General features: G+C 66.3%; 16 protein-coding genes. 9 read left to right on the plus strand and 7 right to left on the minus strand.

Annotated features, from left to right (window positions below):
• Positions 1-479: 479 nt before the first annotated feature.
• Positions 480-1,238, minus strand: a complete 759-nt coding sequence (locus CG51_RS03610; protein ID WP_035741844.1) for an SDR family oxidoreductase — start codon at positions 1,236-1,238, stop codon at positions 480-482.
• Positions 1,239-1,408: 170 nt separating this feature from the next.
• A complete protein-coding gene (locus tag CG51_RS03615) occupies positions 1,409-2,707 on the minus strand; it encodes a FliI/YscN family ATPase (protein WP_035741845.1) in 1,299 nt (432 codons plus the stop codon).
• Positions 2,708-2,786: 79 nt separating this feature from the next.
• Between CG51_RS03615 and CG51_RS03620 the strand changes: the two genes are divergently transcribed.
• The 9 genes from CG51_RS03620 to CG51_RS03660 are packed head-to-tail and all read left to right on the plus strand — an operon-like array spanning position 2,787 to position 7,246.
• Positions 2,787-3,167, plus strand: a complete 381-nt coding sequence (locus tag CG51_RS03620) for a FlgB family protein (protein WP_035741847.1) — start codon at positions 2,787-2,789, stop codon at positions 3,165-3,167.
• On the plus strand, positions 3,167-3,556 hold the full coding sequence (gene flgC / locus CG51_RS03625) for a flagellar basal body rod protein FlgC (RefSeq protein WP_035741849.1): 390 nt from the start codon (positions 3,167-3,169) through the stop codon (positions 3,554-3,556). Before CG51_RS03620 ends, flgC begins: the two co-directional genes overlap by 1 nt.
• 8 nt (positions 3,557-3,564) lie before the next feature.
• Positions 3,565-3,846, plus strand: coding sequence for a flagellar hook-basal body complex protein FliE (gene fliE / locus CG51_RS03630; RefSeq protein ID WP_035741851.1), 282 nt, complete (start codon positions 3,565-3,567; stop codon positions 3,844-3,846).
• Positions 3,846-4,112, plus strand: a complete 267-nt coding sequence (locus tag CG51_RS03635; protein WP_035741853.1) for a flagellar biosynthetic protein FliQ — start codon at positions 3,846-3,848, stop codon at positions 4,110-4,112. Before fliE ends, CG51_RS03635 begins: the two co-directional genes overlap by 1 nt.
• A 1-nt stretch (position 4,113) precedes the next feature.
• The gene (locus CG51_RS03640; RefSeq protein WP_035741856.1) at positions 4,114-4,836 is read left to right on the plus strand and encodes a flagellar hook-basal body complex protein; all 723 of its coding nucleotides are present in this window, start codon (positions 4,114-4,116) and stop codon (positions 4,834-4,836) included.
• Positions 4,837-4,845: 9 nt separating this feature from the next.
• Complete coding sequence (flgG, locus tag CG51_RS03645; protein ID WP_035741858.1) at positions 4,846-5,631, plus strand: flagellar basal-body rod protein FlgG; 786 nt, start codon at positions 4,846-4,848, stop codon at positions 5,629-5,631.
• On the plus strand, positions 5,631-6,065 hold the full coding sequence (gene flgA, locus CG51_RS03650) for a flagellar basal body P-ring formation chaperone FlgA (RefSeq protein ID WP_035741861.1): 435 nt from the start codon (positions 5,631-5,633) through the stop codon (positions 6,063-6,065). Before flgG ends, flgA begins: the two co-directional genes overlap by 1 nt.
• The gene (gene flgH, locus CG51_RS03655; RefSeq protein WP_035741864.1) at positions 6,062-6,790 is read left to right on the plus strand and encodes a flagellar basal body L-ring protein FlgH; all 729 of its coding nucleotides are present in this window, start codon (positions 6,062-6,064) and stop codon (positions 6,788-6,790) included. The genes flgA and flgH overlap by 4 nt, the downstream gene beginning before the upstream one ends.
• Before the next feature lie 9 nt (positions 6,791-6,799).
• Entirely contained in the window at positions 6,800-7,246 is a 447-nt protein-coding gene (locus tag CG51_RS03660; RefSeq protein WP_035741867.1) for a flagellar basal body-associated FliL family protein, read from the plus strand.
• 84 nt (positions 7,247-7,330) lie between these two features.
• Here the strand turns inward: CG51_RS03660 and CG51_RS03665 are convergent, their stop codons facing one another.
• The 5 genes from CG51_RS03665 to CG51_RS03685 are packed head-to-tail and all read right to left on the minus strand — an operon-like array spanning position 7,331 to position 12,286.
• Positions 7,331-7,648, minus strand: coding sequence for a hypothetical protein (locus tag CG51_RS03665; protein WP_035741870.1), 318 nt, complete (start codon positions 7,646-7,648; stop codon positions 7,331-7,333).
• Entirely contained in the window at positions 7,645-8,718 is a 1,074-nt protein-coding gene (flhB, locus tag CG51_RS03670) for a flagellar type III secretion system protein FlhB (RefSeq protein ID WP_035741873.1), read from the minus strand. Before flhB ends, CG51_RS03665 begins: the two co-directional genes overlap by 4 nt.
• The gene (locus tag CG51_RS03675; RefSeq protein ID WP_035741875.1) at positions 8,715-9,494 is read right to left on the minus strand and encodes a flagellar biosynthetic protein FliR; all 780 of its coding nucleotides are present in this window, start codon (positions 9,492-9,494) and stop codon (positions 8,715-8,717) included. Before CG51_RS03675 ends, flhB begins: the two co-directional genes overlap by 4 nt.
• A complete protein-coding gene (flhA, locus tag CG51_RS03680) occupies positions 9,491-11,578 on the minus strand; it encodes a flagellar biosynthesis protein FlhA (RefSeq protein WP_035741876.1) in 2,088 nt (695 codons plus the stop codon). Before flhA ends, CG51_RS03675 begins: the two co-directional genes overlap by 4 nt.
• A 3-nt stretch (positions 11,579-11,581) precedes the next feature.
• Complete coding sequence (locus CG51_RS03685; RefSeq protein ID WP_051930015.1) at positions 11,582-12,286, minus strand: lysozyme family protein; 705 nt, start codon at positions 12,284-12,286, stop codon at positions 11,582-11,584.
• Between the last annotated feature and the right edge of the window lie 65 nt (positions 12,287-12,351).

Below are 12,351 nucleotides of genomic sequence, written 5' to 3' on the forward strand. Positions count from 1 at the left end.
GCCGGGCGGGCCTGTTCAGGGGAGGCGTCCCGCCAGTCCCGTAGGGCGACCCGCAGCGTTCCGACCGGTGGTAGGTGGAAGCCCCGCCGCACCGGCAAGACCTGCGCTCCGGCAACGCTGCGTGCAGGACAGCCCGGCATCGTTCCGCAACAGGGCGGAATGGACCCGTCCTCTCGGCCCCTCCGCCCGACGCCGGAGGCCAAGGGCAGGCGGGTTCACGACAGGAAGAGGCGGTATGCCCCCGCCGCTACCCCGTCCGCCCGGCAAGCAGGCGGCAAGGCGCGGGGGACGCCCCCGCGACCCCCGGCGGAACGGATGCGCCAGCAGGCCGATGAAAGAATCCTGAAATGTCATGCCTACGGCCCGAAAATCGGAAAATCGGCCCGGAAATACCCGGAAGTATACCGATTTCGGATTTCGTCAGATGGCGAAGGATTTCCGCTCCAACACAGGCCAAAAAAGCCTTTTTCAGCCGCCTGCTAGGCCCTGTCCGTCTCGCGGCGATGAACGCGTAGCGGCGCCCAGGACTGGCTGACAGGCATCATCTCGATGCTGTTGAAGTTCAGATGCGGTGGTTGGGTGGCGAGCCAGTGGATCGTTTCGGCAATATCCTCCGGCTGGATCGGATCGGCCCCTTCATAAAGCGCGTCGTAGGCCGCCTGATTGCCGCGGGTGCGGATCATTGTGAACTCGCTCTCGCACAGCCCCGGCTCCAGCGACGTGACCCGGACCCCGGTGCCATGCAGATCGGCCCGCAGACCGAGCGAGAACTGCCGCACGAAAGCCTTGGTGGCGGCATAGACATTTCCCCCCGGATAGGGCCAGTGCGCGGCGATGGAGGAGAGGTTCACGATCATGCCCTTCCGCGCGATCAGCCCCGGCAGCAGCCTGTGCGTGACGGCGAGAAGACCCGACACGTTCGTCTCCACCATCGCCTGCCAGTCCGCGAGCGGCGGTTCCGGCGCTGGTGCGGTACCAAGCGCCATGCCCGCATTGTTCACCAGCAGGTCGATGGCGGCAAATGCGTCGGGCAGACTGTCCAGCGCCGCAGCGACGGCGGCAGGATCGGTGATGTCGAAGGCGAGGCCGTGGAAAGCCGGGCCGATCTCCCCGGCCAGCGCGCGGAGGCGCTCCTCCCTCCGGCCGGTGCCCACGACGGACCAGCCCGCGCGCGCAAAGCGGCGGGCGGTGGCCTGACCGAAACCGGCGGTCGCCCCGGTGATGAGGATGATGGGCATGGCTGTCTCCTTCCACGGATTGCGACCCGAGCTATTCCGCGAGACGGCGGGCAACACAAGCAAAAGCGGCCTCCCCCCCGACTGGTCCCCCGAGCGGTCCTGGCGGATGGTCCCGGCGGACGGTCCCCGCGGACGCTCCCCCGAACGCTCCCGGCAGATGGTCCCGTCGCTCAGGCCAGTATCGCCGCGAGGCGTCCGAAGCTGGCCGCCGTTCCATCCTGCGCCCGCTCCGCCAAAAAGGCATCAAGCGCGGGCCAGACGGCGATGGCGCGATCGACCAGCGGATCGGAGCCGGGCACATACAGCCCTGCCTGGATCATCATCTCTGCCCGGTCATAGGCGCCAAGGAGCCGCCGCGCCTCACCGATCAGCAAGTTCTCCTCAGCGCTCGCGGCGGCGGGCAGGCTGCGGGAGACGGAGCGCAGCAGGTCTATGGCCGGGAAGCGTCCGCGCTCGGCGATGCTGCGGTCCATCACCACGTGGCCGTCCAGCACGCCGCGCAGGATATCAGCCACCGGCTCCTCCATGTCGGACCCGGCAACAAGCACGCTGAAGATCGCGGTAATGTCGCCCGCGCCCCTCGGCCCCGGCCCCGCCCGCTCGGCCAATGCCGTGATCATCTGGCTGGTGGAGGGCGGGAAGCCCCGCAGGCTCGGCGGTTCGCCGGAAGCAAGCGCGATCTCCCGATGCGCCTCGGCATAGCGGGTGACCGAATCCATCAGGAGGAGTACCTGTTTGCCCGCGTCGCGGAAATGCTCCGCCACGGCCATCGCGGTCCAGGCCGCGCGGCGCCGGAGCAGGGGTGACTGGTCAGATGTCGCAGCGACGACCACCGCCCGCGCCATCCCGGCAGGCCCCAATACATGATCGACGAATTCGCGGACCTCGCGCCCCCGTTCACCCACCAGCCCGACCACCACCACATCGGCGGCAACATGGCGTGCCAGCGCCGCCAGCAACGTGGACTTGCCCACGCCCGACCCTGCGAAAAGCCCGATGCGCTGCCCGCGCACGAGGGGGAGCAGCGTGTTGAACACGGACAGACCCGTCTCCATGCGGGTGCCCAGCGGCCGGCGCAGGGCCGCGTCGGGCGGAGCGGCGGCATAGTCCCGCGCCCGTACCCCCGACCCCAGAGGCCGCCCGTCCAGGGGCTTGCCGGAGGCATCGACCAACCTGCCGATCCAGCTGTCATCCGGGGCGATGCCGCTCCCCTGCTCCCAGAGTACAAGGTCGCCGACCGCCAACCCTTCCGGCCGTTTCTCCGGCAGCACGCCCGCCCCCTCCTGCGTGAGCGAGACGATCTCGCCCGCCAGCCCCGCGCGGGGAAACTCTACCCGGTCACCCAGCGCAGCCCTTCGCGGCAGCCCGCCCACACCGATCAGCGCACCGCTGACGGAAACGACTCTTCCCACCGGACGGGTGACGGGAACGGCTGCGATTCTGGAAAGAAGGATTTCGGTGGGCGACATCGGATTCTCCTGCGGCTCTTACCATTCTTAAAGGAATCACTCTTAAAGCTTGGTTTCGCCGAGAGAGGGAGAAATGCCGATGTTCGAAAGACTTGCGCTGTCGCGACTCGCTGGCGCGCTCGCCAATCACGCCGCAGCCCGGCAGGCCATGGTGGCGGAGAACGTCGCCAATGCCGATACGCCCGGATACCGCGCCCGCGACCTGCGCCCTTTCGCCGAACTGGTCGAACGGGGCGACATGCCGATGGCCGTCACACGGGCGGGCCATCAGCCGGATGGGCTCTCCAGCCTCCGCAGCCCCGTGGACAAGGGAGGGGAGCCTGCGCCCAATGGCAATACCGTCTCGCTGGAGGGTGAGATGGTGACGGCGGCGGAGATACGTCACAGCCATGACCTCGCGCTCGCCGTCTATCGCAGCGCGGGCGGCATCATCCGCGCCAGCCTCGGGAAGGCGGGCTGATGGCGGACCTGAAGCAGATCCTCGCCGTCTCCTCCTCCGGGATGGAGGCGCAGGCCGGCAGGTTGCGCAACATCTCCCAAAATATCGCCAATGCCGATACGCCCGGCTACCGCCGCAAGACCGCCGCATTCGAAGCGGAAATGCGCGGCGCGGAGGCCGGGCAGGTGCATCTCTCCCGCACTAGGCTCGATCGCTCGGAACTTCAGCGCATCCATGACCCCGCACATCCGATGGCCGATGGCTCGGGCTACTACGATGGTTCCAACGTCGATCTGATGGTGGAGATCGCCGACGCACGTGAGGCCCAGCGCAGTTATGAGGCGAACCTGCGCATGTTCGATCAGGCCCGGCAGATGGCCTCCGCAGCGCTCGATCTTCTCCGCCGATAGGACAACAGATGGACCTGACCCCCTCCCTCGCCATCCGTGGCTATGACACCGCCCGAACCGCGACCCGCCCCGAACCGGGCGGCGCGAACGGCCTGCTCGGCGCCGCGCAGGACTTCGCCCGCGTGCTTTCAGAGGGCGAGCAGACGGCTGCCGCCGCCTTGAGCGGCAAGGCGGACGCCCACGCCCTGGTCCAGGCGCTCTCCGCCTCGCAGACGGCGGTGGAGACGGTCGTGGCCGTGCGGGACAAGGTGGTGGAGGCGTATCAGGAAATCCTCAGGATGCCGGTCTGATGGCGGATACGGTCCTTTACGACACGCTCCGGCAAGCGCTCTGGATCGCGGCGCTGACAGCCGCGCCGCTTCTGGGCGTGGCGCTTGTTACCGGTGTGGTGATCGGGCTCTTTCAGGCCCTCACCTCCGTGCAGGAGGCAACGCTGACCTTCGTGCCGAAGCTGGCCGCGATGCTCGTCGTCTTCTGGGTGTCGATGAGCTTCATGACCGAAACGCTGGTGAGCTTTTTCACCGACCGCATCGTGCCCCTGATCGCAGGAGGATAGGATGGACACCCCCGTTTATGTCGCCCTCACCCGCCAGCGTGGATTGACGCGCGAAATGGATGTGATCGCCAACAATATCGCCAATGCCTCCACCACCGGGTTCCGGCGCGAAGGGCTGGTGTTCTCCGAACATGTAAAGCGCTCGGGTCAGCCGGGAGAGGTGCTGTCCATGGCGACAGCCCATGGCCGCACCATCGACCCGCGCGCAGGCGCGATCGCGGCGACGGGGGGCACCTACGACTTCGCCATCGAGGGGGAGGGCTACTTCCTCGTTGAAACACCGGACGGTCAGGCGCTCACCCGCGCGGGTCACTTCACGCCGAATGCCGAAGGGGAGCTTGTGACGCCGGAGGGCGACCGGTTGCTCGACGAAGGCGGCGGCCCGGTTTTCGTGCCCGCGGAAGCCCGCTCCGTGACGCTGTCGCCGGATGGCACGCTCGCCGCGGATGGCACGCCGCTCACCCGCATCGGCCTGTGGCAGCCCGTCGATCCCGGCCGGAGCCAGCTGGCTGGCGCAAGGCTCCAGATCCCCGAAGGCGGTGCAGAACCCGTCGCGGAAGACGGAGCGCGCCTTCTGCAGGGCCACCTGGAAGGCTCCAACGTCAACCCGATCTCGGAGATCGCGCGGATGATCGCCGTCCAGCGCGCCTACGAGATGGGACAAAGCTTCCTCGAGATGGAGGACGGGCGCATCCGCGTCGTCGTCCAGACGCTCGGCCGATAGGAGAGAGATATGCGTGCACTTCAGATCGCCGCGACCGGCATGGCCGCCCAGCAGATGCGGGTGGAGGTCACGTCGAACAACCTCGCCAACATGAACACGACGGGCTACGCCGCCCGGCGGGCGGAATTCGCCGACCTGCATTATCAGCAGATGACACGCCCCGGAACCATCACCGCCGCCGACGGAACAATCGTGCCCGCAGGTGTGCAGCTCGGCCTCGGGGTCCGTCCTGCCGCGGTATCGGTGCAGATCGCCCAAGGCACCCTCTCGCAGACGGGGGGGGATCTCGACGTTGCCATCGAGGGGCGCGGCTACATCGAAGTCACACTGCCCTCCGGGCTGGCGGCCTACACGCGGGACGGGGGGCTCAAGCGCTCTGCCGAAGGGCTGATCGTCACAGCGGAGGGACATGAGGTCGCCCCGGGCATCACCATTCCCACCGATGCGCGGACGATCTCCATCAATGCGGCGGGAGAGGTCTATGCGTATTTCAGCGACAGGGTAGAGCCCGAGATGCTGGGCCAGATCACGCTTGCAGGTTTTTCCAACGAAAAGGGACTGGAGGCGATAGGCTCCAACCTGTTCACAGAAACGGAAGCCTCCGGCCCCGCGCTTCCCGGCAATCCCGGCGAGGACGGGTTGGGGACATTGCGGCAAGGATATCTGGAGAGCTCCACCGTCGATGCCGTGCGCGAAGTGACCCAGCTGATCGAGGCACAGCGCGGCTATGAACTGAATGCCAAGGTGATGACAGCGGCGGATCAGATGATGGCAGCGACGGCTCAGGTGCGCTGATGCGGCTGGCGGTTTTCCTTCTTCTGGCAGCTTCCCCTGCGGGAGCGGAGGCGCTGGTCGCGGCACATACGATCCGCGCGACAAGCGTCATCGCGCCGACCGATCTTGCGCTTTCGGCTGAGGTTGTGCCCGGCGCCCTCACCGATCCGGGCGAAGCCATCGGTTTCGAGGCCCGTGTTGCGATCTATGCAGGGCGCCCGATACGTCCCGGCGACATCGCACCGGCCGCCGTGGTGGAGCGCAATCAGATCGTGCCCCTTGCCTGGCGGAAAGGTGGGCTGCTCATTCGCGCCGAAGGCCGCGCGCTCGGCCGTGCCGCCCCGGGCGAGGATGTCCGTGTTCTCAATCTCGCCTCGCGCACCACAGTGACCGGCATCGCCGGCCCGGACGGGACTGTGCATGTCGGCGGCACCTCCAAGGATTACATGCAATGAAAAACCGCGTTCTGGCCACCATGGTTCTGCTCCCGCTGACCGCCGCCTGCGGGCGCATGGCAGAGGTCGGGCGCGCCCCCGCCTTCAAGCCGGTGGAGGACACCTATCAGATGCAGGCGATGTATGCGCTCCCCTCCCATACCGACGCACGGGAGGGACAGGCCCCCGCCGCCTCGCTCTGGAACGGAGGGCGCGAGTCGCTGCTGGGCGACAGGCGTGCGGGCATGCGGGGGGACATCCTGACAGTCGTGATCGAAATCGACGACCGGGCGGAGATTTCCAATACCACGGGCCGCTCCCGGCAGGGGTCCGACACGATGGGGATACCGCAGCTCTTCGGCCTCCCCCAGCGTCTGAACGAAAAGCTTCCCGAAGGGGCAGGCATGGCGGAGGCGATCTCCACCGGCTCTGCCAGCAACTACAAGGGCAACGGCTCCGTCAAACGGCAGGAGAAGCTCACCCTCCGCGTCGCGGCCACAGTGGTCGAGCGCCTGCCCAACGGTGTGCTGCGGATCGAGGGCAGCCAGGAGGTACGGGTGAACTTCGAGCTGCGGGAGCTTCTGGTGACGGGCTATGTCCGCCCCAATGACATCACCCGCCAGAACGAGATCGCCTACGACAAGATCGCGGGCGCCCGGATCGCCTATGGTGGGCGCGGTCAGATCACCGACGTTCAGCAGCCGCGCTACGGCCAGCAGATCAGCGACATCGTCCTGCCGTTCTGAGGGGAAACCATGAAGCGACTTCTTCTCCCGATCCTGCTCTGCGTCACCGGTCTTACCGGAGGGGTGGCCGCCGGCATAGCGTTCCGGCCAGCAGCGGTGGACGAGGAACCATCTCCGCCCCCGCCGGCGCTGCGCGACTATGCCCGGCTCAACAACCAGTTCGTAGTCCCGGTGATACGGCAAGGTGAAACGCGGGCGCTCATCGTGCTCTCCCTCAGCGTGGAAGTTCCGCAGGGCCGGAGCGATGTCGTACACCGTTATGAACCAAAGCTTCGGGATGCGCTTTTACAGGTTCTGTTCGATCACGCGAATACAGGCGGTTTCGACGGCGCCTTCACCGAAGGTGGCCCGATGATCGCGCTTCGTGCGGGATTGGGCGAGGCGGCAAGAGGCATCGTGGGGCCGGATGCTCTCGACGTGCTCGTCACCGACATCGTCCGGCAGGACAGCAGATAGCCACGGTCTTGCCCACGCCTCCCGCGGCAATGCCCGGCGGTTCCGTGGCGACAAGATGCCCGCTTCCGGCCGCGGATCGTGCAATCACTTGTCCTTCGCCGCGAGACGGGAAAGCCCATCCTTCTGACCAAAAGCCCGCGTTGCGCTCTCCCGCGCTTCCTCGATGCGCACGAGCCGGTTTGCCAACTCCATATTCAGCTTATCCAAGCGCTGTCTGACCCATACAGCGTGACTTTCGCCCAGCCGCTGATCGTCCCGGCGCGCCAGCAGCGCGCTATCGGCCAGATGCCGCATCTCGGATCGAAGCGTCTCCGCAGCCTCCGTCTCCCGACGGAGCGCGTTCAGCTTCAGATCGAGCCGGAGGCCCGCAAGGTGCTCCAGTCCAACCACATCCTTTTTCATGCACCCGTCCTCCGTGCGGCCCGCACGCGTTCGGCAAACCGGATCGCGATGGCGACCGCCCGGTAGTGCTCCGGCCGTATGCGTGCGCCGACCTCCACCGTCGCATGAAGCGCCCGGGCCGTGGGCGGATCGCTATGGATCGGGACACCATGTTCTGCCGCCGCGGCGCGGATACGGGCAGCCACCTCATCGACACCCTTGGCCAGACAGAGCGGGGGTCCGGGCTCGCTCCGCGACCATTTCAGCGCCACCGCATAATGTGTGGGATTGACGATCACCACGTCGGCCTTGGGCATATCCGCCATCATGCGGTTCGTAGCGAGCGCTTCCGCCTTGGCGCGACGTTGCTGACGGATGTGCGGGTCGCCCTCCTGCTCCTTCATCTCGTCCGTTACCTCCTTCCGCGTCATGCGATTGCGGCGGAGGAAATCGAAGCGCTGCCACAGGTAGTCCAGCACCGCGAAGACCACTGCGATCATCAGAATCGGGACGAGAAACGCCAGAAGAAGCTCTCCCAGCAAGCCTGCCCCTTGAGCAGGCGCCAGATGGGGTGCCGTCAGGAGAAGCGACATGCGGTCGGAAAGAAATACGCCGAGCAATCCCGCGATGAGAAGGAGCTTGATGAAACTTTTCAGGAATTCGACCAGCCCCGTGGGCCCAAATTTCTGCTTCGCATTCGCAAGGGGCGAGAGGCGTGAAAGTTTTGGCTCTATCTTGGATGGCGCAAAGATCATGGATCGTTGTGCAAGAGTCGCGAGCAGCACCAGCCCTGCCGGGAGAAGAAAAAAGGGAGCGATGGATCGGACGGCGGACAGCATGACACCAGACATGCCCCCTTCCGGAGTAGCGACGAGCCCTTCCGCCACCATGTCCGCCTGCCCCAGAAGCATGCTGCCGAGCGTTCCTATTCCATCGACCGCCGCGGGTCCTGAAAACAAGCCTGCCAGCAAGAGACCGCCGTAGGCTGCCGCCGTGCCGACATCGGCAGACCGGACGACCTCCCCCTTCCTGCGTGCATCGTCGAGCCGTTTCTGTGTCGGCTCATGTTCCTTTTCGGCATCGTCGCTCATGGCGTGCCGAACGGCGCGGAAAGGAATCCGGCGAACCGTCCGATCCAGATACCCAGCATGACGGGCGCGAGCAGCGCCAGAAGCACGATCCCGCCAAGCACCTGCGCAGGCGCACCGACAAGAGACACCATGAGCGACGGCATCGCGCGGTTGATCGCTCCGATTGCAAGGTTGTAAAGTGTGCCCCCGATCACGAACGGCAGGGCAAGGGAAAAGGCCAGCCCGAAGCTCTCCGCGATCAATGCCACTCCCCAACGGGTCATCTCCGCAGCAACAGGATGCCCCCCCGCGGGCAGCAGGTCGTAGGACAGGATAAGATATTCCGCAAAGCGCACGTGAAGTCCGATCGTCACGGCGAGAGCCAGACCCGCAACGGTCAGAAGATGGGATACGACCGGCTGCGGCTCGCCCACCGTGCCGAACATCTGGGCCAGCGAAATCGTCTGCGCGACGATAGCGCCCGCCGTCTGCAGGGCGAAAACAAAGAGCCGCAGCGCCGCGCCAAGCGCGAGACCGATCAGCGTCTCCGTCAGCAGCGGCAGGCCGAGAAGGGCCTTCTCCGTCGCGATCGGGGCCACCCTGTCGGCGACAGGCGGCAGAACGATCACCGTGAAGGCCACGGCCAGCGCCAGACGGATGCGGACCGGCACCGACTGCTCGCCGAAGGCCGGCAGGAACGCCATGGCCGCGCCGACGCGGAGGAAAACGGCAAAACCGGTGAGAAACATCTCCCGCAGGGAAAGGACCAGGTCCAGGAGTCCCGCGTCCAGCGTCATGCGGGAACCTGCCCGACGAGGGAGGGACGCGCGTCGAAGCCGATTTCGTCGAACGACAGGACGGGCGCGGAGAGGCCACGGGCGATCATCACCGTACGCAGGAACCGCCGCCGCAGCGGCGAGGTGATGACAGCGGCATGCACCCCCGTTTCCCCCGCCCGCGCCAGCTTTTCCGCGATGCCGTTGGCAAGCCGGTTGAACAGATCGGGCGGCAGGGCCACCTGCCCCCCTGTACCGCCGAGCTCATAGGTCGCGAAGCTCTGCTCCCACTCCGGGGCAAGCTGCACGAGGGGTATGGTTCCGTCAGGGCGACGCAACTCGGCCACGAGTTGAAACCCGAGGCGTTGGCGGACGTATTCGCAGACCGCCTCCGCATTCGGCAGGGCAGTCTTCGCCTCGGCTATCGTCTCGAGGATGACCGGCATGTTGCGGATCGAGACACGCTCCTCCAGCAGAAGCCTGAGCACAGAGAGCAGAAGGTCCATTGGCACACGCTCGGGGATCAGCTCGTCTATCAATCGGCGGTTGGCCTCCGCTCGCGCGCCGTCGGAAAGGTTGGTCATCTCGTCCAGTACCCGGCGAAGCTGGCGAAGCGTCAGCAGGCGACCGAAGTTCCGCTTGATGACCTCCAGCATGTGGGTTGCAAGCACCTCCGGCGGAGAGACGACCGTGGCACCGGCAATCGCGGCTTCCTCCTGCCGCGAAGGGAGAAGCCAGCGGGCGGGCGCGCCATAGACCGGCTCCCGCACATCATCCCCGGCCGGCATCAGCGCCTCCTCCGAGCCGCCGGGCATCAGGGCCAGAACCCTGTCCGCCTCCAACCCGTCGGCTGCCTGCTCCACGCCCTGAATGCGGATGCGATAGCCGCCCGGGGGCAACGTTGCATCATCCGTCAGCCGGATCTCCGGCAGGATAAGGCCGAATGTCGCGGCGACATGACGGCGCATGTTGCCGATGCGCGCATCCAGACCCGAAGCGGGATCGAGCACCATGGAAATCAGCGTGGGCGAGAATTCCACATGGATATCGTCCAGCTCCAGAATATCGCCCAGAGACTTCTCTGCCGGCTTCTCAACCGCTGCCGGCCCCTGCGCCGGCTTCGCGGCCCGCTTCTCCCGCCGGAAGCCGATCCAGGCGCAAAGACCAAGCAGCCCAGCCCCCGTCATGAAGGGCAGAAACGGCATGCCGGGAACAAGAGCAAAGAACGCCATCAACCCACCCACGGTGGCGAGTGCGGCGGGGTAACGTCCGAGTTGACCGAAGAAATCGAGGTTGACCGCGCCTTTGGAACCGCCGCGAGAGAGAAGCAGGGCGGCAGCGACGGAAACGATCACGGCTGGGATCTGTGACACGAGGCCATCGCCCACGGTCAGGATCGCATACGTCCGGAACGCGCCACCTATGTCCATGCCGTGAAGGCCGATGCCGACGGCCAGCCCCACACAGATGTTCAGGAGCGTGATGATGAGGCCCGCGACCGCATCGCCCTTCACGAATTTGGATGCCCCGTCGAGCGAGCCGAAGAACGTGGTTTCCGCCAGCTCCCGCTCCCGCCGCGCCTTGGCCTCCGCATGGTCGATGGCCCCCGCCGCCATGTCGCTGTCGATGGCGAGCTGCTTGCCCGGCATCCCGTCGAGCGCGAAACGCGCTCCGACCTCCGCCATGCGGCCCGCGCCCTTGGTGATGACCATGAAGTTGACGATCATGAGCACGCAGAAGATGACCACGCCCAGAAAGACGTTTCCGCCCATCACGAACATGGCGAACCCCTCTATCACGTGGCCCGCCGCCGCCGTGCCAGTATGACCCTGCCCGATGATGAGCTTGGTCGAGGAGACGTTGAGTGAGAGCCGCAGCAGAAGCGTGGCCAGCAGGATCGTCGGAAAAGCGGAAAAGTCGAGCGGCCGTTCGATGAACAGGGTGATGGTGAAGATCAGGATCGCCAGCGCGAAGGAGACCGCCAGCCCAATGTCCAGCACCAAGGCAGGCACAGGCAGCACCATCATCACGATCACAGCCATCAAGGCGACGGCAAGCAGGACGGTGGGATGGAAGACGAGTTTGAGGTCGAATTTCGCAGGCATGGCTTACTCCTGCGAGGGTGGGCCGATCAGCGGCCGGGAGGAGGGGGCGGAACCGGGAAACAATGAGCCACGCCGCCCGCGTTCGCCGCCCTGCAGCAGCGGGAACAGGTTCTGCCGGGGAACAGGCTCCCCGCCGTTCAGGGCGAGCACGATATCCGGTATGTCGGGGATGCCGTCCTCCGCCGCCAGACCGGCGCGGATCGTGTCGAACCGTTCGCGGTAGCGCGCGGCATATTCGGGCGTTCGGGAATGGAACGCACCCGCCGCCGCGCTCCATGACCCGAATTCCCCGTGCAGCTCCGACAGGAAGCGCGCGGCATAGAGCGCGTTGCCGAGAGGATCGAACATCTCCTCCACCGTGTCGAACGCATCGCCGTGCCAGCGGTAGTTGATCTGGAAACACCCGACATCGAAGGACCGCGCGCCGCGGGCGAACTCCTGCCGGACATAGGCGAGCGCCGCCTCCGGCGTGTCGAACCAGCGCCCCTCGCCCTCCATGTTCACGGTCCAGGGCCATGACTGGAAGCGCCCGCCCTGCCGCCTGCCGGTCTCCGTGAGGGAAATGGCGCGGAGGACGGAAGCGGGAACGCCGCTCTGACGCGACGCGACCAGCGCCGCCTGTTCACAGACCGTCGCCGGATCGGCAACGGGAAGCCCGGCGACTGGGTTCGACAGAAGGAGCAGCAGGAACAGAAGAAAGCGCGCCATGGATCCCGCCCGGTTGGGGTTCTGGGATCAGGCTAGGGGAAGTTCCTTGAGATTTGGTAACCACC

Origin of the sequence: Haematobacter missouriensis, assembly GCF_000740775.1 — a bacterium.
Classification (GTDB): Bacteria; Pseudomonadota; Alphaproteobacteria; order Rhodobacterales; family Rhodobacteraceae; genus Haematobacter; species Haematobacter missouriensis.